Genomic DNA, 25,590 nt, shown 5'->3' on the forward strand with positions numbered 1-25,590 from the left:
GCCCTCCTCACGCTGCCTTCAGGGTCACGACGAGGTCGCGGTTCGGGTCCTCGTCCAGGTCGGCGACGAACCCGGCGTGCCAGGCCGGCGCGCCGAGGGACAGCCCGGCGAGCCCGACATAGGGCGCCGCGAGGTCGACCACGAGCGGGGCCGCGTCCGGCTCCGCCGCCGCCACCGTCCGGCGGCCGGGCTCGGCCGCCTCGTCCGCCACCGGCGGGGCCTCCGCCACCGGGGCGGTGATCGTCACCCGCACGCTCGCCGCCACCCGGGCGCCCGAGCCGTCCGTCGCCCAGTAGGTGAAGCTGTCGGAGCGGGTTCTGCCCGGGGCGACCGACACGATCCCGGTCGGATCGTAGGTGACGGTCCCGTCGGCGTTGATCCGGACCGCGACGCCGAGCGCCGAGGCCGAGACCGCATCGACCGCGAGAACCGCGCCCGCATCCGCGTCGGTGTCGTTGGCCAGCACCGCGATGACGACCGGGCGGTTGGCCGCCACCGTCGCGGTGTCGGCCCGCGCCGCCGGCGCGTCGTTGCGGCCGGCGATGGTGACCGTGACGCTCGCGGTGTCGGACAGGCCGGAGGGATCCGTCACCGTGTAGGTGAAGGTGTCGGTGGCGGTCTCGCCCTGGCGCAGGAAGTCGAACAGGCCGCGCGGGTCGTAGATCACCCGGCCCTGGGCGTCGATTCGCAGCACCACGCCGCGGTCGCTGGTGCCGGCCGTCACCATGAGCCCGGCCTTGCCGTCGGGATCGGTGTCGTTGGCCAGCACCCGGATCAGGACCGGCGCGTCCTCGCTCGTCGCGGCGATGTCGCCGACCGCGACCGGCGCGTCGTCGCGGCCGGTGAGCGTCACCGTCACGGTGCCGGTGGAGACGCCGCCCCGGCCGTCCGTCACCCGGTAGGTGATGGTGTCGACCGCCGTGGCGCCCCCCGCCAGCGCCTGGATCCGCGCCGACCCGGTCGGGTCGTAGGACAGCGACCCGTCGAGGTTGACGCCGACCCTGGCCCCGAGCGCGCTGAGGCCCTGCACCGACTGGATCGCCAGCGGGTCGCCGTCGGGGTCGGTGTCGTTGGCGAGCACCGCGAGGGTGACCGGCGCATCCTCGGTCATGGCGGCGGCGTCCGCCGTCGCGACCGGCGCCCGGTTGCGGCCGAGGATCGTCACCGTGACGGTGCCGGTTGCCTCGCTCCCCGAGTCGCTGCGCAGGGTGTAGGTGAAGCTGTCGGTCCGCGTCTCCCCGGCCGCGAGGGCAGCGAACGCGGCGACGCCGCTCGGGTCGTACACGACCCTGCCGTCGACCACCGACAGGGCCGCCCCGGCCGCGCTGGTGCCGAGGCCGGCGAGGGTCAGCACGCTGTCGTGGTCGGCGTCGCGGTCGTTGCGCAGCACGTCGATCGTCGCTGGGGCGAGGTTGCCCACGATCGGCCGGTCGGCGACCGCCACCGGCGCGTCGTCGCGTCCGCTCACCACGATCGTCATCTGCGCGGTGCGCGCGGCCCCGCCGCCGGACGGGACGACCGTGAAGGTGAGCGTGTCGGTGAGCGCCTCGCCGGACCGCAGGGCCTGGGCCGCGACGGACCGCCGCGGGTCGTAGCGCAGCCGCCCGTTGGCGATCGACAGGGTCGCGCCCTGGTCGGTGACGCCGCTGACGGCGTCGAGATCCCACGGGCCGGAGAGCGGGAGCAGGGACACCGCGTCCTCGTCGCCCGCCGCCTGCGCGAAGGTGAGCAGACCGGTTTCGACACGGGTGCCGCCGACCGTGACCGTCAGGGTGTCGGTCGCGGTGCGCCCGGTCTCGTCGGTCAGCGTGTAGGTGACGGTGTCGATCGCGGCCTCGCCGACCAGGAGCCCGGCGAGGGCCACCGAGGCGGTCGGATCGTAGCGCAGACGACCGTTCTCCACCGCCACCGCCGCGCCCCGGGCCGAGGTCGCCGCGACCGCGGCGAGCGTCAGGGCGGATCCGGCGTCGCGGTCGAGGGCCGCGGCGGCGACGTCGACCGTGACCGCCGCGTCGGCGTCGGTCGCGGCGCGGACCGCCCCCGCCACCGGCGCGTCCTCGACCCCGGTCACGACGATCGTCAGCCGGCCGCGCACCGTCTGGCCGAGGGCCGTGGTGCCGGTGAACGCGACCGTGTCGGTGGCGCTCTCGCCGGCCCGCAGGGCCTGGAGCGCGTAGACGCCGCGCGGGTCGTAGGCGACGGCGCCGTTCTCCAGGGTCGCGGCGACGCCGCGCTCGCTGCGGCCGACGGAGACCAGGGTCACGCCGGCCGGGGCCGCCACGACGATCCAGGTGTCCTCGTCGGTCGCGACGGCCGGCTCCTCGCGGCCGGTGACCAGGACCGTGACCGTCGCGGTCGCGGTGCCGCCGCGGCCGTCCGCCACGTCGTAGGTGAAGCGGTCGGTGTAGGTCTGGCCCGGATCGAGGGCCTGGAGCGCCGCCGCCGCGCGCGGGTCGTAGGCGACCCGGCCGTCGGCGAGGAGCACGACCGCCGCGCCGCCGTCGCTGACGGCCTGGACCGCGGTCACCGCCGGCCGGTCGGCCGCGTCGGCGTCGCGGTCGTTGCGCAGGACCGCGACGACGATCGCCCGGTCCTCGTCGGTCGCCGCGAGGTCGGCCACCGCCACCGGCGCGTCGTTGCGGCCGCCCACCGTCACGCTCGCCGTGGCGGTGGCGGTGAGGCCCCCGGCATCGACGATCGTGTAGGTGAAGCTGTCGGTGACCGCCTCGCCGGCGCCGAGCGCCTGGAGGGCGGCCGCCGCGCGCGGGTCGTAGGTCACCGTGCCGTCGGCGGCGAGCGTCAGCGCCGCGCCGAGGACCGAGCGCGCCGGCAGCGCCGAGACCGTGGGCGCCGCGCCGGCATCGGGATCGCCGTCGTTGGCGAGCACCGCGATCGCGACCGCCGCGTCCTCGTGGGTCGCGGCCGTGTCGGCGACCGCGACGGGCGCGTCGTTGACGCCGGTGACGGTGAGCGTCACCGTCGCGGTGGCGGTGCCCCCGCGGCCGTCGCCGAGCGTGTAGGTGAACGTGTCGGCCAGCGTCGCGCCGGCGGGCAGCGCCCGCAGGGCGGCGGCGCCCGCCGGATCGTACACCACCTTGCCGCCGACGATCGTCAGCGCCGCGCCGCGCTCGCTCAGGGCGGGGAGCGCCGCGATCGTCAGGACGTCGCCGTCGGCGTCGGTGTCGTTGGCGAGCACGTCGAGCGTCGCCGGGGCGCCGGCCCCGACCGCCGCCGCGTCGGCGGTGCCGACCGGGGCCCGGTTCTGCGCCGGGGCGAGGCGGCTGCCGAGGTCGGCGGTCGCGCTGGCGCCGCTGCGCCCCGCGACGGTGACCGGGAGCGCCGTGGTCGAGACCCAGCCCTCCGGCAGTTCCTGGGCGATCCGCAGCGGGCCCGGGCCGATGGCGTCGAAGCCGTAGCGCCCGTCCGCGCCGGTCGTCGTGAAGCGCTCGCCGGCGCCGCGCCGGCCGTCGCCGTCGGCGTCGAGGAACACGATCCGCCCGGCGATGCCGGCCTCGCCGCCGCCGCGGGCGCCGTCGCCGTCCGCGTCGGCGAACACCGCGCCGGCGACCGTGCCGTAGCGGAAGTTGCCGAAGTCGAGATCGGTCTGCGCTCCGCCGCCGCCGAGCGCCACCTCGTGCACGCCGGCCGCCGCGGCCGCGGGCTGGACCGGCCCGGTGCCGGTGCCGGTGCCGCCGCCCCCGCCCGAGGAGGCGGAGCCGCGATAGGTCACGATGGCGTCGAACAGCTTCTCGAACTGGATCCGCGGGAAGGTCGCGCCGGTGTTGGCGACGTTGTCTTTCTCGTCGTCGCCGTCGACGATGAGGTCGCCGGTGGCCTTGAGCAGGGCGGTGAAGTCGGCGGTGCTGAGCCCGTGGCCGAGCTTCTCCCAGGCGAGCTGCTGGGCGAGCGCCGCGGCGCCCGAGACGAAGCCGGCCGCCTGGCTGGTGCCCTGCATCGTCCACACGCCGCCGGTGGCGTTGGCGCCGTTGAAGCGCGCCCCCGGCGCCATGATGTCGAGGAGCGTGCCGTCGCGCTGGGTGAAAGCGGCGATGCGGTCGGCGCCGGTGGTGTAGTCGGTGGCGCCGGTCGCCACCGTCCACGGGCCGCCGAAATCCCCCGTCCAGGTCCCGCCGACGGCGAGCACCGCCGGGTCGGAGGCTGGGTAGGCGACGCCCATCTGGTTGAACTGGTTGTAGCTGTTGCCGCTCGCCGCCACCGTGATGACGTGGCGCGCGGCGAGCGCGGCGAACTCGTCGCCGAGCCCGTAGCGCGGCAGGTCGTCCTGCCAGTTGCCGTTGTCGCCGAGCGACAGGTTGACCACGCTGATATTGTAGGCGTCGGCGTTGGCGAGCACCCATTGCAGGGCCTTCTCGACGTAGCCGAAGGTGCCCTGGCCGGAATCCTTGAACACCTTGAGGACGATGAGGTCGGTGCCCGGGGCCACGCCGGTGTAGCGCGGATCCTGGCTCGCGATCATCGTGGCGACGTGGCTGCCGTGGCCCTCCCGGTCGGAGGCGTCGGCGTCGTTGTCGGCGAAGTCCCACTGGTAGACGATGCGGTCGTCGACGCCGTCGCCGTCCGCGTCCTGCCCGAAGAACGGGTGGTCGAGGTCGATGCCGGTGTCGATCAGCACCGTGCGGATGCCGGTGCCGGTCAGGTTGGCGTAGGCCGGATCCTTGAGCGCGTCGGTGAGGCCGGTGAGGTCGCGGGCCTGGGCGTTCGAGCGGGCGCCGAGATCGACCGTGAGCGGCGTGCCGTCCGGGACCGACCACGTCGTGCCGCAATGGCAGCCCTCGGGGTCGATCGAGATCTCCGAGCCGGCGGTGGCGACGTGGCCGTTCGAGGCGCCGGGCAGCGGCGTCGTCTGGACCCAGCCGGTCTGCTGGACCTCGGCGACGACGTAGGTCCCGGGCAGCAGGTCGGTGAAGGTGTAGCGGCCGTCGGCGCCGGTGAGCTGGCTGCGCTCGCTCGCCTGCCAGATGCCGTCGCGGTTGGCGTCGAGGAAGATGCGCCAGTTGGCGAGGCCGGCCTCGCCGGCATCCTTGACGCCGTTGCCGTTGACGTCCTCGAACTTCATGCCCGAGAGGCTGGCGAGCTGGGCGTTGCCGATGTCAGCACCGGTGACGCGCAGGCCGCTGGTGACCTGGATCGCCGCCGCCGGCGTCGTGCGCGCCCAGCCCGGGCGGTCGACCTCGCCGATGCGCACGATGCCGGGCCCGATGCCCGACAGCACGTAGCTGCCGTCGGCGCCGGTGACCGTGCTGGTCTCGCCGGCGTCGAGGACGCCGTCGCCGTCGCGGTCGACGAACAGGGTGACGCCGGACAGTCCGGCCTCCCCGGCATCGCGGACGCCGTCGGCGTCGGCGTCGACGAACTTGGTGCCGCGCACCTCGCCGGTCTGGAAGCGGCCGAAATTGACCCCGGTCGTCACCGTGCCGGCGGTGACGGTGACGCTGCGCACGGCCTCCCCGGTGCCGGTGGCCAGCGTTCCGGCCGGCGGCAGGCTCACCACCCGGTAGCTGCCGGCGGCGAGGTCGAGGAAGGAGAACGCGCCGGCGGCGTTGGTCGTGGTCGAGCGCTCGCCGGAATCGAGGACGCCGTCGCCGTCCGCGTCGAGGAACACGGTCGCGCCGGCGATGCCGGCTTCGAGCGAGCCGCGGATGCCGTCGCCGTCGCCGTCGGAAAACACCGTGCCGCGCAGGCCGACGTCGAGGGAGGCGACCCGGCTCCACGATTCCGACCGGGTCCCCGAGCCGGCATTGCCGGCGGCGTCGGCGACGCCGGCCCCGTTCACCGTGAGCACGTAGGCGCCGACCGGCTCGGTGCGCGCCGCGAGGCCGCCGATGACCACGGTGTTGCCGGGGCCGGGCGTGAAGGTGACCCCAGTCAGGTCGACCGCCGCGCCGTCGCGGGTGAGGGTCACGTCGGCCGCGTCGAAGGTCGAGAGGTCGAACGGCCCGCTGAAGTTGACCGTGACGGACTCCACCCCGCTGGTGCGCGGATCGGGCGCGACCTGGGACAGGCCGGTCACGGTGGGACCGCCGACGTCGACGAAGATTCCGTAGATGACGTCGGTGGTGTTGCCGGCGGCGTCGACGGTGCGCACCCGGATGTCGTGTGCGCCGAGGCTCGCCAGGGTGAACGCGCCCGCGAAGCTGCGCCCGGTGACGACCGCCTCGCCGAGGTCGGTGCCGTCGGTCATGTCGCGCAGGCGGACGGTGAGGCCGTCCTCGTTGAGCCGGCCGAGCAGCGTCAGGTCGCGGGCGGTGGTGCGCCCGTCGGTCGAGGACGCGCCGGTATCGGGCGTGATGCGCAGGTCGTAGGCCGCAGGCGGCGGGGCGATGTCGAGCACCCAGGCCGTCGTGGCGGTGCCGCTGCCGGCATTGCCGGCGAGGTCGGTCACGCCGGCCATGTCGAGGCCGAGGACGTAGGTGCCGCCGACCCCCTGGGGCCAGTTGATGCCCTTGACGAGGTAGTGCGTCGCGTCCTGGCGCTCGATCGTGACCTCGGACGGGTTGATGAGGTTCGCGCCGCCGTAGCGGGTGAGCACGAGGTCGGCGAGCGTGAAGCTCGACGCGTCGATCGCCTCGCTGAAGGTGACGCCGACGCTCGGCACCACGATGTTGCGCGGATTGGTGACGATCGTGTCGAGCACCGCGGTCGGCGCGGTGAGGTCGGTGGTCCAGGAGCGGGTGGCGCGCCCGGCGCCGGCCTCCCCGGCGGCGTCGAGCACGCCGGTGCCGTTCACGGTCAGGACGTAGAGGCCCGACCCGGCGGTGACGGCGCCGAGGCCGTCGATGCGGAAGCGGTCGGGCGCGATCTGGGCGACGACCACGCCGGTCAGCGCCACCGGCGCGCCGTCGCGGGTCAGGACGAGGTCGCCGGCATCGAAGCTGCCGGCCCGCACCGCGCCGCTGAAGCCGACCTCAAGGCCGGTGACCGCGGTGTTGCGCGGATCGGTGACCGCCTGGAGGCTGCTGACGACGACGCGGGTCGCGGCCATCGCCCACTCGCTGGTGGCGGCACCGGTGCCGGCATTGCCGGCCGGGTCGGCCACCGTGGCGCCGCGCAGGCTCGCGGCGTAGTTGCCGTCCTGGCCGGTGAGGGCGGCGAGCCCACCGAATCGGTAGACGCCGTTGCCGAGCGCCGTGACGGTCAGGCCCGACGTGTCGAGCGCCGTGCCGTCGCGGGACAGGACGAGGTCGGCCCCGGTGATCGTGGCCGGGTCGAGCGCCTCGCTGAAGCTGGCGTCGAGGGTCGCGAGCGCCGCGGTCCGGACCGCCGCCGGGCTCTCCAGCGCCGTCAGCACCGGGGCGGTCTTGTCGACGACCCGGAAGACGAGGGTGTAGGTGCCGGTCGAATCCCGGTCGAGGAGGTGGAGGAGATTCTCGTTGGTCGCGCCCGGCTCGCCGGGCCTGAAGGTGCGGTCGGTGCGCCAGCTCATGTCGGCGACGTCGATCACCCGCCCGTCGCTGCGGGTGATGCCGACGAGCTCCATCCCGGGCGCCGGGTCGGCGACCTTCAGGTAGGTCCAGCCGGCGGTCACGTCGGCCTTCAGGGTCACGGTGGCGCCGCCGCCCTCGATGCGCACGTTGGTGGCGAGGCTCACCGGCGCCTGGCCGCCGGTGCTCATGTAGAGCGTGTCCGGGTCGTGGTTCGGGTCGGCGACGTCGTTGACGAGGTAGTCGGGGATGTCGTCCTGGCTCGGCCGGTCGACCTTCACCTGCCGGATCAGCTCGTGGATCGTCACGCTGTCGATGAGGCTGGTGCGCACCCCGCCGAACTGGTCCTCGTGGGTGAAGCTCGCCTTGTAGTCGACGAACTTGCCCTGGAGGGTCGAGGTGAGGTTCCACTGGCCGGTGACGAGCTGGCCGGGGTCGATCCGCCCGAGGTCGAGGGTCAGGCTCGGCGTCGCCGCCTGCCCGTCGACCTGGCTCGACACGATCTTGAAGTCGATCAGCAGGCCCTTCTCGTTCTCGACGATCTTCGGCTGGGCCGAGGTGATCGTGAGGTTCCTGGCCGCGCCCTTGCCCTCGTTGAGCACCTGGAGGCCGACCGCGAACGGCTCGGAGGCCTCGACCACGTCCTTCGTGAACGGGTCGTCGCCCTTCACGTCGCGCTGCCAGAAGTAGTCGAGCTTGAGCTTGGCCTCCGGGTAGACGGTGATGCGCGAGGCGAGCAGCGGCACGTCGATGGCGTTGCCGGCATCGGTGTACTTCAGCGAGCCGCCGAAGGCGTAGCGGGTCGCCGCGTCGGGAGCCGCGTCCACCGTCGGGATGAAGGTGAAGGACAGCGTGCCGGTGGAGTTCGGCGGCAGGCTGTAGCTGCCGTCGGCGTTGCGGGTCATCACCCGCGCGTCCGGCCCGACGATCTGGAACTTGTCGTTGGCGTCGTTGCCCTGGTCGTCGCGGATGTCGATGAGGAGCCGGATGTTGTCGAGCGTGCTCGCGGTGCCGTTGTCGAGTTCGAGCGTCCCGAGGAACGCCGTGCGGGTGATCGTGGCCTCCTGCTCCAGCCGCAGGCGCACCTGGGCGCAGACGCCGTTCGAGGCCAGCGCGATCGCGGCGCCGTCCGAGAGGTCCGCCGAGGACGGTGCCGGGCCGCAATCGACCTTGCCGCCGTCGAAGGAGACCGGCGTGCCGTAGGCGGTGCCGGGGGTGCCGCCGGCGCCGCCGCCGAAGCCGCCGCCGAGGTCGCCGCCGTATCCGTCGGTCGACGGGCTGGTGCCGCCGCCGTCGAGGCTGCACAGGCAGCCGAGGATGTCGTCGAGGGCGCCGCCGAGCCCGAGCGCCGCTCCCCCGACCCCGCCCGTGAGGGCGCCGAGGCCGACGCCGCAGACGGTGGAGATGATCGCCTGGGTGCAGTCGCTGATCTCGGCGCCGGCCGCGTTGGCGCATTGCAGGATCGCGCCGAGGATGTCGCAGGTCAGGCTCGCCGCGTTCGCCTTGGTCGGGTCGGCGATGTGCTCGAGCAGCGACTTGCCGGCGTCCTTGATGTCCTCGCCGCAGCCGACCACGTCGACCTTCACGCCGACCTTCTGCCACTTCTCGCCGTCGCAGACATAGGCGTAGACGGTCTCGATGCCGAGGCACTTGGCGATGGTGCTGCCCCAGCCCTCCGGCGAGATCGGCACGTCGGAGGACAGCGCCGAGAGCTCGCTCGCCCGCAGGAGGCCGCCCTCGCTCGCCGCCCTGGCCGCGAGGGTGTTGCCCTCGCGCATGCGCACGGTGATCGGGATGGTGACGGCGCTCTGGGCCGGCAGCACGTCGATGTAGTCGATCAGCGGCGTGAAGATGTAGTCCGGGTCGTCCGGAACCTTGATCTGCACCTTCTCGGCCTGGATCAGGCCGTGGTTGCGCAGGGTGATCTGCATCTGCGTCGTCTGGCCGGGCAGCACGATCGGCATCAGCCGCGGCTCGTCGACCGTGACGACCGGCATCGGGACCTCGGTCTCGAACACCGTCTCCAGCACCAGCTTGTACTTGTCGGTGGTCTCGATCGGGACGACCGACCACTTGTAGCTCACCACCTGACGGTGCAGGAACACGTCCTGCTCGTTGGTGACGCCGGCATTGACCTGGAAGGCGCCGGTGAGGCCGTCGTGCTTCTCGGCGTTGACCGTGAGCTGGTACTGGCCCTCGGTGATGCCGGTGAAGCGGACCTTGCCCTCGGCATCCGAGATCGCGGTCGCCACGACGAGGTTGGTGAAGGGGTCGGTGAGGATCGCCCGGGCGCCGGCCAGCCCCGGCTTGCCCTCGGCGAAGAAGGTGTACTCGTCCTGGATGTTGAGGAGGACGTCGCCCTTGGCCTCGCTGATCGCCCGGAAGGCGAAGTTCACGCTGAGCGAGGTCGTGGTGCCGGCCAGCACCAGGGCGCCCCGGGTCAGGCCGAGGGGCATGTCGGCGTCGGGAGTCAGCGCCAGGGTGACCTGCGCCCGCTCGCCCGGGGCGAGCGAGGCGAGGCTCGTGCCGCTCGGCGCCGAGAGCCAGGGCAGGTTCGGCGGCAGCTGCAGGGTGAGCGGACCGGTGGCGGCGCCGCCCTGGTTGACGATCTCGAAGGTGACGAGCTTCTGCTGCCCGCGCAGCATGCCGGCTTCGAGGTAGCCCGGATTGGCCAGCAGCACCGGCGCCAGCGGCGACACCGTCACGCTCGCCGGCACGTCGAGGGTCGCGCCCTCGGCCGTGGTGAGCCGGAACGTCACCTTGCCGGTGGTCTGGTAGGTGCCGGTCGAGGTCGCGACGTAGTGCAGCTTGACCGAGCCGTCCGCCGCGATCGTCGGCGGCGCCGTGAGGGTCACGCTCAGGATCGGCGGCAGGCCGAGGACGCTCGCCGCGAGGCCGGTCAGCGGCACGTCGGCGAGGTTGCGGATCGTGACGTCGCCCTCGGTCGGCGTGCCGGGGGTGACGGTGAACGACGCGCCCTGCGGGTCGGCCTTCATCGCCACGAGGCTGAAGCTGTCCTGCGGCAGGCGCTCGAGCTGGCCGGGATGGCCGGCGCTGATCGTGTAGCGCCCGCCCTCGTTCGGCAGCGGCGTGAAGGTGGCGGTGAAGTCGCCGGCGGCGTTCGTCACCGTGGTCAGGGTGCGCAGGGTGTCGCCGGTCCGCACCTGGATGGTGACCGGCGAGAACGCCTGGCCCTGGCCGCTGGCCGCGCTGGTGGCGTGGCCGGTCATCACGATCGGGGTCCCGGCGGGGGCGACCGTCGTCGGGGTCGAGACCACCGCCGTGTAGGCCGGCGCCACGGTCAGCGTCGCGGTCCGGGCGTTGTTGCTGTCGAGCAGCTCGGCCAGCGCCTGCTGCGGATCGCTGACCACGATGACGTGGACCTCGCCGGCGAGCTGGCCGGCGATGAAGTCGACCGTGCGCTGGTAGCTCTCGCCGATGCCGAGCGGCGTGCTGTCGAGGGTCGCGACCAGCACGTCGTTCTGGTCGAGCACCATGTCGGCGCTGACGTAGACCCGGTCCTGCCACGGCCGGTCGGTGGCGCCGAATCCGGTGTTGGCGACCTGGAACTGCATCGCGACGGTGCCGCCGGTGCGCACCACGTTGGGGAGCTGGATCGCCGTGACCTGGAGGTCGGCGACGTTGCGGTCGCTCACCGAGAGCCCGACCGTGCCGCTGTTGAAGCCCGCCGCCTGGGCGAGCAGCGTCACCGGGCGGGTGCCGTCGGTGAGGCCGTCCTGCACCCCCGTCACCGCGAACCGCGCGCTGGTCTCCCCCGCCCGGATGGTCACGGTCTGCGGGACCGTGGCCTCGGTGGTGTCGCCGCTCGTGAGGGTGACGACGAGGTCGCCGGTGGTCGGCGTGTTGCGCCGGACGGTCGCCATGGTGGCGCCGTTCTCGCCGATGAGGCCGGAATCGATCGCGAGCGACAGCGTCGGGCCGTCGTCGTCGAGGATCGTCAGCCCGGTCTGGACCGTCGTCGTCGGGATCGAGACCCCGAGCACCGCGTCGGCCACGTCGGCCCGGATCACGACGATGCGGGCGCCGTCGACGACGTCGTTGTCGTTGATCTGGATCTGCGCGGTCGCGCTCGCCTGGCCGCCCGCGATGACGAGGCGCGAGGGCAGGCGGATCTCGCCGGCATCGGCCCGCAGCAGCACCTCGATCGGCTGCTCGCTGACGAGGTTGCGGGTCACCGTGACGGTCGTGGCGACGCCGCCGTTCTCCGCCACCGCGGTCTGGCCGAGGCGCAGCGACAGGGACGGCACGTCGTCGTCGTATTCGGTGGTCTCGGCGCTGCCGGTGACGTAGCCGGCGGCGGTGGCGGTGAAGCGCAGGTTGCGCGTGCCCTCGACCAGGAGGTCGTCGACGAGCTGGACGTCGAAATCCGCGCTGCGCTCGCCGGCCGCGATCGTCACCGTCGCCGGCAGGGTCGCCTTGTAGGACTTGTCGAGGGCGAGCGCGACGGTGAGCGGGCCGGTGGTGTCGCCGTTGCGGGTCACCGTGCCCCGGAAGGTCGCCGCCCCCTCGGTGACGGTGGCGGAGGGCAGCGTCACGGTCAGCCGCGCCACGTCGTCGTCGGTGATCGCGAGGGCGGTGGTGGCGCTCGCGAAGCCCGTCGCCTGGGCGGTGAGCGTGGCGGTGCGGGTGCCGTCGACGAGACCGTTGCCGGTCACGCCGACCACGAAGGTCGCGGTGGACTGGCCCGCCGGGATCACGACGGTCGCCGGCAGGATCAGCTCGCCGCGGTTCGCGCCGAGGCTCACCGTGACCGCGTCGAGGGTGCTGCCGGTGCGGCTGACCTGTCCCCGCGCCGCCGCGGCGCCGGCCTCCTCGGAGATCGTCGTCGGCAGGACGGTGAACGACAGGGCGCGGGCGAGCGCGATCGCCGCGTCGTCCACGGTGACGTTGTTGGCCTCGTTCGACTCGAAGACGGCGTTGCCGGCATCGGTCTCGGCGATGATGCGCTGGGCGCCCTCGACGAAGCTCGGCAGCGTGACGGTCACCGAGCGGGTGACGGAGGCGCCGGCCGCGAGGCTCTGGCCGCTGACCGGCACCGTGGCGAGGAGCTGGTCGCCGCCGAGCGCCGCGTCGGCGGAGAGCAGCAGCCGCTCGGTCCACGCGCCCTGCGCCGCGGCCGTGCCGAGATTTCGCACCGTGTAGGTGATCGTGACGGTCTCGCCCGCCGCCGCGCTCGCCGGCGCGGTGATGCCGGTGACCGCGAGGTCGGGATAGTCCGCGAGCGTCGTCGTGATCGTGGCCGCGGCCTCGTTGTTGGCCTCGCCCGTGGCGTTCTCGACCACCGCGCTGCCCCAGTCGGAGAAGACCCGGGCCTCGATCTGGCCGGCGCCGGCGGCGCCGTCGGGGAGCGTGACGGAGGCCGAGCGGGCGGTGGTCGCGCCCGCCGCCAGGGAGGCGAGCGGCAGCGTCCGGTCGAGGAGCGTCTGGCCGGTGGCGAGGTTGCGCACCACGAGGCGCTCGACGGTCGCCGGGGCGGCGACCGCGCCGGCATTGCCGGACGTCCAGGTCAGCGCCAGGGTGTCGCCGGAGCGGGCCCCGGCCGGGCCGATCGCGAGGGCCTGCACCCGCAGGTCCGCCGCGGGCGCCAGCGTGCTGGTGCCGGAGGCCGTCGCGGCGTTGTTGGTCTCGCCGGTGCCGGCGAGGTTGGTCTCGTCGACGAAGTCGTAGGGGTCGGCCGTCACCGTGACCGCGAGCGTGCCGACGCCGGCCGTCCCCGCCGGCAGGGTGAAGCCGAACTCCCGCGTCACGGCGGCGCCCGCCGCCACGCTGCCCGAGACCCGGGCGTCGCGGAACAGCACGGTGTCCACCAGGACCTGCCCGGTGGTCTGGTTGACCACCCGCACGCGCTCGTAGGACGAGTCGAGCGGCGCCTCGCCGCCGTTGCGCAGGGTCCACGACACCCGCGCCTCGCGGCCCGATTGCAGCCCGCCGGGGGCCGCGATCGCGACGTTCTGGATCTGGAGATCCGGCCGCGGCGGCAGCGACAGGGTGATCGCGCCGCTCGCCGCGACGTTGTTGTCCTCGGCGCCGAACTCGGCGATCTGCCCGCCGATGTCGGAGACCACGAGGACGCGGTAGGTGCCGGTGAGGTCGGCCGGCAGCGACACCGTGGCGGTCGAGGCCCGCGAGCCGCCGGCGGCGAGGGCCGGCCCTGTCACGTCGCCGAGATAGCGGTCGCCGGCATCGAGGGTGGCGTCGGCCGAGAGGTAGAGCCTCGTCGACCACGGGCCGGAAACCGCGGCGGTGCCGAGGTCGCGGTCCTGCCAGCTCACCGTCAGCGTCCCGCCGGCGAGGGCCGTCGCCGGCACCGAGACGGCGGTCGGCGACAGGTCGGGATGGGTGACGGCGGTCGCCGTCGCGGCCGCCGTGGTGTTGTCGCCCTCCTGCGCGGCCTCGTAGACCGCACCGTCGACGTCGGTGACGACGACCACCCGCCAGGTGCCGTCGGCGACGCCCGGCCACGTGATCTCGGCGCTGCCGGTATAGCTGCCGTCCGGCGCGAGGTCGCCGGTATGGGTGACCTCCCCCAGGGCGATCGCGCCCGTGAGGGTGCCGTCCGGGCTGATCAGCACCCGGTCGGTCCACGAGCCCCGGGCCGGGCCGGCGCCCTCATTCGTCACCGTCCAGGTCACCGTCACGGTCTGCGACGGCTGGGCCGTGGCCGGCGCCGTCACCGCGGTGACGCGCAGGTCGGCGGCGCGCAGTTGCACCGGGGCGGCGCTGGCGCGGATGTTGTTGGCGTCGAGCCCGCGCTCCCAGACCGTGTCGCCGGTATCGGTGCGCACGATCACGTAGCGGTCGGCCGCGAGGTCGGCCGGCACCGTCGCGTTCAGGGTGGCGTCGTAGCTCGCCCCTTTTGCGAGCGCCCCGAGATGGGTCACGGTGCCGAGCAGCGTGTCGCCGGCGTCGATGATCGCGTCGGCCGAGAGGTAGACGGCGTCGGTCCAGGACGCGGCGCTGGTGGCGCTGTCGCCGAGGTTGCTCACCGTCCAGCCCAGCGCGAGCGGACCGCCGGCGCTGCCGGCCGCCGGGGCGGTCACGGCGGTCACCGCGAGGTCGCCGAAGGGCGAGGACAGCACGATCGGCCGGGCGGCGCTGGCGTTGTCGGCGCGGGTGTCGGGCTCGGTGACGGCGCTCGTCGCATCGACCACGACGAAGACCTGGAAGGTGCCGTCGCGGCGCTCCGGCAGGATCGGGCTCAGGGTGGCGGTGTAGCTCGCGCCGGCCGCGAGGGCGCCCTCGTGGACGAGGCTGCCGAGGACCACGTCGTCGGCGTTGCCGAGCACGGCGTCGGACGACAGCACGACCCGGTCGGTCCAGCGCGTCGCTCCGGTCGCGGCGCCGGCATTGGTCACGGTCCACGACAGCGGCAGCGGGCTGCCGCCGCGGCCGGTGGCCGGGACGCTGAACACGGTCGGGGCGAGGTCGGGATAGACCACGAGCCGCGAGGCCGTCTCCAGAATCGCGGAGTTGTTGCCCTCGTCGTCCTCGGCGATGACGCTGCCGCCCTGGAGGGTCTGGTCGGCGGTGACCTGCACCGACAGGCGGCCGGCGCCGGCCGCGCCCGGCGGCAGGGTCAGGCTGGCGGAGCGGCTGCGCCGACCGTCCGGCGCGAGGGCGCCCTGGGCGGTCGCGTCGCCGACGACGGCGTCGAACAGCACCGCGCCGGTGTCGAGGTTGACCACCCGGACCCGGTCCTGCCAGTCGCGCGGGGTCGCGGCGTTGCCGGCATTGGCCACGTCCCAGGTCACGACGAGCGGCCCGCCGGAGCGGACATCCGCCGTGGCGACCGCGAGGTCGAGCACCCGCAGGTCGGGGGCGGAGACGATCGTCGCCGAGGCGCCGTTGTTGGCCTCCGCCGTCCCGGCGGCGTTGGCCTCGAACACGGTGTTGGCGCTGTCCTCCTCCACCGTGACGGTGAAGCGGCCGGTGCTCGACACGCCCTCGGGCCAGGTCAGGGAGAGCGAGCGGGCGCTGCTGGCGCCGGCGGCGAAGCCGGCCGCGAGGGCGAGCGTCGCGCTGTGGACCACCGTGCCGGTGGTCTCGTTGCGGATGGTCAGCCGCCCGGTGCTCGCCGCCGCGGTGGCGAGCGTCCCGAGGTTGCGCGCGGTCCAGGTCACCGTGACGGTGTCGCCGGCCCGCCAGCCCGCGGCGGGGCTGACCGCGAGGTCGGAGACCGCGAGGTCGGCGTAGGGCGCGAGCGCGGCGGTGACGCTGGCGCTGGCGGCGTTGTTGGTCTCGGCGTCGCCGGTGCCGTTCTGCTCGGCGACCGCGTTGGTGGCGTCGGTGGTCACGCTCACCACGAGGGCGCCGGCGCCGCGGTTGCCCGGCGGCAGGGTGACGTCGAGGCTGCGCGGCAGCCCGGTCCCGGCGGCGAGCGCCGCCGCGGCGGGCACGAGCGCGTCGAACAGGATCTCGTTGGTGTCGGCGCGGCGCACGATCACCCGGTCCTGGAACCCGGCGCCGGCGGCGAGCGTGCCGGCATTCGCCGTCGTCCAGGCGACCGTCATCGTGCCGCCGCTGCGAAGGCCGCCGCTGGCCGTGACCGTGAGGCCCTGCACCCGCAGGTCGGGGCCGGGGACGCCTTCGAGGTCGGTGAGGCGGACCGGCGCCTGGACCGGGTTCGGCACCACCGCGAAGGTGATCGTGTCGGTGGAATCCGCCCGCTCGGGCCGGCCCTCGATCAGCAGCGTGTAGGTGCCGGCATAGGGCAGCACCGTGGTGTCGACGTCGCTGCCGGCATCGACCCGGAAGACCGGGTTGCCGTAGGGGTCGAGGAGGCGCCAGGTCTGGTAGTAGCCGGTCCGGCCGCGGGCGTCGAAGTAGAACGGGTCGCCGGCCCCGGCGGTGAAGCTGTAGAGCGCCGTCGCGCTGCCCGGCGCGAGGGTGGCGGTGACCGGCGTGCCGGGGGTGATCGGCGTCGCGGCCGCGAGGTCGAGCAGGCGGAAGCCGAAGCTGCCGGTGCGGTCGCCGGAGGCGTCGAAGGCGAGGGTGTAGGTGCCGGCCGGGAGCCGCAGCAGCGGCGCGTCGGAGGCGTATCCGTCGGCGTAGTAGCCGGAGCCGGAGGCTTCGAGGCCGCGCGGCCCGGTCAGCGCGTAGGAAAAGTCGTAGTTCGCCAGCCCGCCGGAGGCGGTGAGCATGTCGAGGACGAGGACGCGCGGCCCGTCGAGGGTGAAGGTGTAGGCGCGCCGGTCGCCGGCGCCCGCGAGGGTGCCGGTCACCGTGGCGCCGACGCTCATCGGCGCGGTGCCGTCGGAGGGCAGGCGCAGGGTGAAGCCGTAGGCGTTCGGCCCGGCCCCGGTGCCCTCGCCCTCGGCGAGCAGCCAGTAGGTGCCGCCCCCGAGGAGCGTCACCTCCTGGTCGCCCCGGCCGCTCGACACGGTGCGGCCGTCCGGTGCGATCAGCCGGTAATCCATGCTCCCGGCGGTGGCGTCGAGGAACACCCGGCCGCCTGCCGGGGCGGCGAAGCGGTAGAGGGCGGTCGCCGCCTGCGGGGTGACCGAGCCGCTGACCGGGGTGCCGGGCGTCAGCGTCGCCGCCGTGGCGAGGTCGAGGACGCGGAAGCTGTAGGCGCCGGTCGCGTTCCCGTCGGCGCGCACGGCGACGGTGTAGCTGCCGGCCGGCAGGGCGAGCACGCGGGCGTAGGACGAGGCGTCGTCGACCTCGTAGCGCGGGCGCCCCTCGAAGATGACCGTCCCGTCGGCGCCCAGAACCTGCCAGGTGAGCTGAGAGGACTCGGCCGACAGCGCGTCGAGGTAGACCATCGCCGGCGCGGCGAGGCTGAAGCTCCAGCGGTCGGTCTGGCCGGCCTGCGCGATCGTCCCGCTCGCGGTCTGGCCGAGCGTCAGCGCCGCGGCATCGTCCGTCACACGGCCGAGGACGAAGGAATACGCGTTGGTGCCGGTCGCGGAATACGTGCCCTCGTAGGCGAGGGTGTAGGTGCCGGTCTGGTCGAGGGTGATCGGTCCGGCGTCGGAGCCGCCGTAGCGCTGCCACGCCACCGCCCGCCCGTTCGGATCGAACAGGCGCCAGTAGGCGTCCCCGCCGTTGGTCAGGGCGTCGAAGAACACCCGGTCGCCGGCGGTCGCCGAGAAGCCGTAGAGCGCGGTGGCGTCGGCCGGGTCGAGGGTGCCGCCGGTGGTGGCGCCGAGGGTCAGGGGCTTGGCCGCGGCGAGGTCGAGGACACGGAAGCCGTAAGCACCGGTGCCGCCGGAATCCTTCGAGACCGTGACGACGTAGCGGCCGGCGGCGAGGTTGAGGGCGTTCGCCGCACCGGCATAGTAGCCGTCGGCGCCGTAGAGGTCGCCCCCGGCGAGCGTCCCGCCGGGCCCCTCGATGGTGTAGTTGAGGCCCGAATCGGTCGAGAGCCCGTCGAGGACGACGCGCGCGCCCGCCGCGAGGGTGAAGGCGTAGCGGTCGACCTCGCCGGCCCGCGCCAGGGTGCCGGTGACGGTGCTGCCGAGCGTGATCGCCGCGGCGTCGCTCGCCGCCGCGGTGGTGGCCACCGTGACCGCGTCGAGGTCGATGTTGGCGGTGTTGTTGTCGGTCTGGCCGCTGAAGGCGACGCGGCTCGTCGCGAGGTCGAGGCCGCCGACGAAGACCCCGTCGAACACCGTCACGGCCGCGCCACCCTCGGGGGTGAGCCGCAGGGTGACGAGCGTGCCGCCGTCGGTGCGCGTCAGCGTGACCCGGGCGTCGATCCAGGCCCCGCTCGCCAGCGTCACGCCCGCGGGCGCCACGTTGCCGCCGATCTGCCGGCCGTCCCAGTGCAGCGAGACGTGGTTGGTGGCGCCGCCGTCCGAGGCGTCGAAGCCGAGGCCGAGCACCCCGGCGAGGTTCGGCTCGACCGAGAGGTCGGCGCCGGGGCCGGCGAGGCCGTAGCGGCCGGCCGGCAGCAGCGCGAAGCCGAGGCCCTCCCCCGCCGTGCCGGAGCCGGCGATGCGCAGGCGGAAGCCGACGTCGATCGACTGGAACGGCCCGGTGCCGCTGGCGGCGAAGGCGGCGACGCTGCGGCTGTAGGTCTCGCCCTGCCGCGCGAGGCGCAGGGCGCCGCCGACGACCGCGGCCGGCGTGCCGTTCGAGGTGGACAGGACGTAGGGCAGGCCGGGGCCGCCGGAGAAGTCCTGGCCGGTCTGGCCCGCGGCCGCCGCGAAGGCCGGCCGCTCCAGGGTGAAGCCGTAGGCGCCGGCCGCGTTCGCGGCCGTGCCCTCGACGAGCAGCGTGTAGGTGCCGGCCTCCGGCAGGGTCGTGAGGTCGGAATCCTGCCACCAGGTCGGGCCGAGGACGAGTTGGCCCGAGGGTCCGTAGAGCCGCAGCGACAGCCCGTAGGTCTCGCCCGAGGTCGCGTCGAAGCGCACGCGGTCGAGGGCGGCGGCGGTGAAGGTGTAGGCCGCGGTGGCGTTGGCCGGGCTCAGGGTGCCGGTGACCGGGGTGCCGAGGGTCAGCGCCGTGCCGGTGCCCAGCGCGCGCAGGACGAAGCCGTAGGCGCCGGCGGCGTCGCCGCTGCCGTCGACGGTCAGGGTCCAGGCGCCGGGCGCGAGCGTCAGCGCGGTCGCGCCGCCGATGTTCTGGCTGTCGGAATTCGAGAAGCTGCGGTCGGTGACCACCGCCCCGCCCGGCCCGGCGAGGGTCCAGCGCAGGTCGCTGCGGTTGGTCAGGCTGTCGAACACGACCTGCCGCGGGGCCGCGAGGGTGAAGCTCCAGGCCTCGCGCTGGCCGACCGTCAGGCTCCCGGTCGCGGCGCTGCCGAGCGTCAGCGGCGCGGCCTCGTCGGCGACCGGCACCAGCGTGAAGCCGTAGGGGGCGGAGCCGGAGGCGAAGACCCGGCCCTCGACCAGGATCGTGTAGGTGCCGGTGCGCCCGAGCGTCAGCACGTCCTGGTTCTGCAGGTCGTTCGGGGTGCGCGGGCCCTGGATCAGGCGGCCCTCGGGATCGTAGAGCCGGATCGCGATCGCGCCGTCGCTGCCGAGGTCGTCGAAGAACACCCGGTCGCCGGCGGTGGCGCTGAAGCGGTAGAGGTCGGTCCGGGCCGCCGGGACCAGGGCGCCGGTGACCGGCGTCCCACGGGCGATCGGGGTCGCCGTGGCGAGGTCGCGCAGGGCGAGGTTGTACCAGCCCTGGCGGTCGCCGCTCCCGGCGATCGTGAGGGTGTAGCTCCCGGGTGCGAGCAGCACCGCGGCGTCGCCGCCGATCTCGAAGGCGTCCGACGACGACAGCGGCCGGTCGGCCACGAGGTCGCCGTAGGGGCCGGTCAGCGTCCAGCGCAGGCCGTAATCGGAGGTGAGCGAATCGAGCACCACCCGCGTCGCGGCCGAGACCGTGAAGGTGTAGCTGTCGCGCTGGCCGGGCTGGGCGATGCGGCCGGTGATGCCGCCGGCATTCGGCCGCACCAGCGTCCCGGCATTGCCGGCCGGGCCGGCATCGGCCACGGCGGTGCCGCCCGTCGCGTCGAGGGCGTAGCGCAGGGCGAGGCCGGTCGTGGTCGAGGGCGCGCCGTTGCGGTCGGCGGCGATCTGCGCGGTGGTGCGGGCGAGCGACCACACCCGCACCTCGTCGATGCGGCCCTGGAAGCCGCCGTAGCTGGTGTTCGACTCGCCCGACAGGCCGATCAGCAGCGGCCGGCCGGCATCGGCGGCGGCCCCCTGGCGCACGGCGCCCGCGGCAATCTCGACCCCATCGACGACGAGGCGCATCGTGCCGGCGGCGCGGTCGATCACCGCGGCGACGTGGGTCCAGCGCCCGGTGGCGATGGCGCCGGCGGCGCTCGTGACCACCTGCTCGCCGAGGCCGTCGCTGGTCGAGACGTGCAGCGCCCCGTCGCTGCGCAGCCACAGCGAGTAGCTGCGCTCCCCGACCGTGTCGTCGCCCTTGACCAGGAGCGGCGCCCATTGCGAGGGCAGCGCGTCCGGGTTGATCCAGGCCTCGAGGGTGACCGAGCCGGTGAGGTTCAGGCTCGGCGAAGCCGGCACCGAGACGCCGTCGATCCCGGTGAGCTGGAGCGCGCCGCCGATGCGGCCGTCGGCGGTCCAGAACGGGCCGGGGGAGGGATTGGTGCCGAGGGTGACGGCGGTGAGGTCGTTCGCCACCCGGTAGGGGACGAGCGCGAAGGCGAGGGGCGCACTCCCCTGATAGACCCGGCCCTCGATGACGAGCGTGTAGGTGCCGGTGGCGGACAGGAGCCGCGCCTGGGTGTCCTGCAGCGAGGCCGGGCCGGCGACCTGCCGGCCGAACGGGTCGTAGAGCCGGTACCCGGCGCTCGCGTTGGCGGTGGCGGTGTTCGTCGCGTCGAGGAAGAAGCCGTCGCCGGCGGTGGCGGCGAAGCGGTAGGCGCGGGTCGAATCGCCTGGCGACAGCGTGCCGGTCAGCGGCGCGCCGAGGCTGATCGTCGGCGCGGTCGAGAGGTCGAGGATGCGGAAGGCGTAGGCGGCGGTGCGGTCGCCGGCCGCGTCCACCGTCACGGTCCAGGCGCCGGGATCGGCCGCGAAGGCGTTCGGGCCGCTGCCGAACTCGTAGCTCTCGGCGTTGCGCAGGTTGCGGGTCACCACCTGCCCGGTCGGGCCGCGGAAGGTGAGGGTGACCTGCGAATCGTCGGTGAGCGCGTCGAGGGTGAGGAAGGCCCCGGCCGCGGCGGTGAAGGTGTAGGTGTCGGTCTGCCCCGGGCCGTCGATGCGGCCGGTGACCAGCCCGGGAAGCCCCGCATTGGCGTTCGTCACCGCGGCGCCGACGGCGCCCGGCCCGGCGCCGGCGAGGGTCGTCGCCCCCGAGGCGTCGTTCATCGGCAGGTAGAGCGCGAGGCCGGCGGCGTTGGCGGCCGGGACCGCGCCCGCGTCGGCGGCGACCTGCGCGGCGGTGCGGGCGGTGGACCAGACCTTGAGGTCGTCCACCACGCCTTCGAGGTTCGCCCAGTCCCAGGTCTCGCGGCTGGCGCCGACGAGCATCGGGGCGGTGCTGGCCACCGCCTGTCCGGTGCGCACCGCCGCCTGCCCGACCTGCACGCCGTCGACGTAGAGGGTGAGCCGGCCGTTCGGGCGGTCCATCACGGCGGCGATCGACTGCATGACGCCGGGCCGGATCGTGCCGGCGGCGCTCTCGACCGACTGGACGCCCGAGGCGTCGGCCGTCGAGAACAGCAGCAGCCCGTCCTGGCGCACCCACAGGCTGTACTGGCGGGTCGTGTCGGAGGTGGTGTTGCCGTCGCCGCGATACACCAGCGGGGTCCAGTACCCGGCGAAGCGGTCGAGCTGGAGCGACAGCTCGATCGTCGCGGTGCTGCGCAGGTCGGGCGCCGCCGCCACCGCGGCGCTCTCGGCGCCTGTGAAGGCCAGCGCCGACCCGACCTTGCCGGGCACCGAGAGCGGACCGCCCTGGGCGGCCCCCCCGAGGGTGATCGCCCGGGTCTCGTCCACCACCGGGGCGACCCGGAAGGCGAAGCGCACCGGGTCGGCGCCGGCGTAGCTCCACCCGCCGACGAGCAGGGTGTAGCGGCCGGTCTCGGGCAGCGCGCGGGGCCCGTCCTCGGCGGTCGTGCGGTCGAACACCGTGCGGCCGGAGGGGTCGATCAGCGACCAGTTGGCCGTGCCCGAGGGGTTGTCGATCCAGTCGAAGTACAGCCGGTCGCCGGCCGCGGCGTCGAAGGCGTAGGCGGTGGTCTCGGGGCCGGAGGCCAGGGTGCCGGCGACCACCTGCCCCTTCGGCACCGCCGTGGCGGCGGCGAGGTCGAGCAGGCGGAAGGCGAAGCCGCCGGTGCTGCCCGGCGAGGCGTCGCGGTCGACGGTCAGGGTGTAGGTGCCGGCCGGCAGCGTGCCGAGGGCGAGGTCGTCCGACGAGAAGGCGCGCTCGTCGACCTCGGTGCCGCGCGGGCCGGTCAGGCTCCAGCGCAGCGAACCGTAATAGCTCTGCGAATCGAACAGCAGCCGCGTCGGCGCCGCGAGGGTGAAGGTGTAGGCCGGGCGCTCGCCGACGGCCGTCACGTCGCCCGCGACTTTTGCTCCGAGGGCGATCGGGGTCACGGTGTCGGTGATCTTCGAGACCTTGAACGCGACGGCCTCGCCGGTGCCGGTGTTCCAGTACGGGCCGGACAGGACCAGGGTGTAGGTGCCGGTGCGGGCGGCGACGAGGTCGCGGTCGGCGTAGCTGCCCGGCTGGAACAGCGTGCGGCCGGACGGGTCGTAGAGGGTCCACGAGCCGGACGGGGCACTGGTGACGTCGAACGACAGGTGGTCGCCGGCCGTCGCGTCGAAGCGGTAGGCCCTGGCCCCGTTGTTCGGGGTCATCGTCGCGGTGGTGGCGGCGCCCAGCGTCAGGGCCTGGGCGGCGGCGAGGTCGAGGAGGCGGAAGCCGTAGGCGCCGCTGCCGGCGAGCCGGACGCGGTAGGCGCCGCCGACCGGGAGGTCGAGGATCGCGTCGTCGCCGTAGAGCGGACGGCTGCTCTCGACGCCCCGCGGTCCCTCGACCGTCACGGTGACGCCGCCGTTGTAGGCGAGGGCGTCGAGGGCGAGGCGGGTGGCCCCCGCGGTGGTGAAGACGAAATCGACCGGCGTGCCCGCCGCGGCGGTGCCGGCATAGGTGGTGCCGAGCGTCAGCGCGGTGCCGGTGAAGGCCGGGATCGCGACGCTGCCGCTGTTCACGACCCGGAAGCCGAGGCTCGCCGGGCCGGGATTGCCGGCATTGCCCTCGACGAGCAGGGTGTAGGTGCCGGCGAGCTGGATCGTGCGGGCGGGCATGTCGCCGGCATAGCCGGCCTGGATCTGGCGGCCGGACGGGTCGATCAGGCGCCAGTAGGCGCCGCCGCCGTTGTCGGTCCGGTCGAGGGCGATCTGGTCGCCGCGGGCGGCCGCGAAGCTGTAGGCCTTCGTGGCGGTGGCGGCGGGCCGCAGCACGGCCGCGAGGCCGTTCGGACCCTTGTCGGCGAAGCTCGCGGCCCCGGCCGGGTCGTCGAAGCTCCAGGCCGCGGCGAGGCCAGGCTCGGTGCCGGCGACGCCGGCCGTGCGGCCGGCGGCGATCTGCGTCTGGCTGCGCGCGGCGTTCCAGACCCGGACCTCGTCGATGCCGCCGCGCCAGCCGTAATTGCCGCCCTGGCTGCCGAGGGTGAGCGGCGCGGTGCTGTGCTGGATCGGGGCGGCGTAGGCCTCGCTGTCGACCAGCGCGCCGTTGACGTAGAGCCGCAGCGTCGCGCCGTCGAAGGTGCCGGCGACGTGGGTCCAGGTGTCGGCCGGCAGGTCGGCCGCGACGCTGTGCGCCGACCAGCTGTTGGCGAAGAAGTTGATCTTGTTGTCGTTCCAGTACAGCCCGTAGCCGTCGCTCCACGACGTGCTCGTGGTCTTCATCGCCACGGTGGCGAAGTTCGGTTCGTCGCCGGTGCGCCGGACCCAGGCTTCGAGGGTGATGGCGGCGGGCTTCAGGGCCGCGGCGTCGGCGACGGCGATCGTCTCGCTTCCGGTGAGCGCGAGCGCGCTGCCGGGGCTGGCGAGCCCGGCGCCGGAGGGCGCGCGCACCACCGCGGCGCGCCCGCCGGCATCGTCGAGCGCCGCCGTCACCTCGGTGTTCGGCGTGATCGCGGTGGCGGCGGACAGGTCGAGCAGGCGGAAGGCGTAGGCGCCGGTCCGGTCGCCGCTGCCGTCGAGGGTGAGGGTGTAGCTGCCGGCGGCGAGGTCCAGGACCGGAGAGGTCGCGCCGAGGCCGTCGGCATCGCTGGAGCGCAGGTCGCGGGCGTCGACCTCGGTGCCGCCCGGGCCGTTGAGGCTCCAGGCGAACCCGCTCGCGTCGCCGACGAGGTTGTCCATCACGAGGCGCCGCGGCCCGGCGAGGGTGAAGGTGTAGGCGCGGGTGTCGCCGGGGCCGTCGATCCGGCCGGCGACGGTCTGGCCGATCGTCAGCGGCGCGGAGGCGTCGGTGGCGATGTGCAGGCGCACGGTTGCGGTGCCGGTGCCGGTGGCGCCGGCCGGGCCCTCAAACAGCAGCGTGTAGGTGCCGGTCTGCGGAAGCGCGACTTCGCGGTCCGAGCCGGCAGAGGCGGTGTCGACGACGCGGTCGGCGGGGTCGAGCAGGCGCCACAGGCCGCCGCTGCCGGTCTGCCCGAGGCTGTCGAGGAACAGCCGGCTGCCGGCGGTGCCGGCGAAGCGGAACGCCGCCGTCTCGGCGGCCGGATCGAGCGTCGCGGTGACGGGCGTGTCGAGGGTCACCTCCCGCGCCTGCGCGAGGTCGAGCAGGCGGAAGGCGTAGGCGCCGGTGCCGTCGCCGGTGCGGCCGACCGAGAGCGTGTACTCGCCCGGCTTGAGGGCCAGGACCGGCGAGCCGCCGAGGCCGCCGCCGTCGCTGGAGGCGAAGGAACGGTCGGTGACCTCGGCGCCGCGCGGGCCCGACAGCGACCACGTCAGGTTGGAGTCGCCGGTGAGGCTGTCGAAGGCGATGCGCTTGTCGTCGGAGAGCAGGAAGACGTAGCGGTCGGTCTCGCCGGGCACGTCGATCGTGCCGGCGACCGAGGCCGGGTCGGTCGGCGTCGCCAGCGCGACGAGGCTGGCCGAGGCGGAGGACGGGGTGCTGGCGCGGTCGAGGGCCGGGCTGCCGGCGCCGGCGGCGGAGAGGTCGACCACCGGCGCCTGGGCCACCCCGAGCGTCGAGGTGAGCGCGCTCGATCCGAACAGGTCGAGGTCGGCCGAGAGCAGGATCCGCGGCTCGATCGCCTCGAACAGGAACGCGCCGGCGCGCTGGCCGGACGAGGCCGAGGACGGCCGGCGGCGCCACGGACGGAACGACGAAGCGCGGGACGGGCGCGTGCTCTCGAACCGGTTGCGCATGATCCCCTCCCCCGGACAGGGGGAGGGCGCGGCCCCTCGACCGCGCGCAACTCCGCGAACGCCGACGGGTTCTGCCCGTCGCCGCGTCCGTCGCCCCTGTTGCCGGAAACTGTCCGGCAACTTAATCCCGCGGTCAAGAAATTTTTACCATAAAATCGTGATTTACCGCCACGGCGCCAGCATTTACAAAGTCAACGCGCAAAGACCGGCACAGCCCTTGAAGACTCTGCCAGTCTTGTCCGTTGATTTTAACTGTCGATCGTCACCAATCGCCGACCGAGCGCGAGTGGCGGCACTATGTCGTCGGCGCAGGCCATGCACATCATCCGTTT

1 protein-coding gene is annotated in these 25,590 nt (G+C 74.3%); it reads right to left on the minus strand.

The annotated features are described in order from the left end of the window. Positions 1-7: 7 nt before the first annotated feature. Positions 8-25,258, minus strand: coding sequence for an Ig-like domain-containing protein (locus EOE48_RS09330; protein ID WP_127728526.1), 25,251 nt, complete (start codon positions 25,256-25,258; stop codon positions 8-10). Positions 25,259-25,590 lie beyond the last annotated feature (332 nt).

It is taken from the genome of Methylobacterium oryzihabitans (genome assembly GCF_004004555.2).
In the GTDB taxonomy this organism is placed as follows: domain Bacteria; phylum Pseudomonadota; class Alphaproteobacteria; order Rhizobiales; family Beijerinckiaceae; genus Methylobacterium; species Methylobacterium oryzihabitans.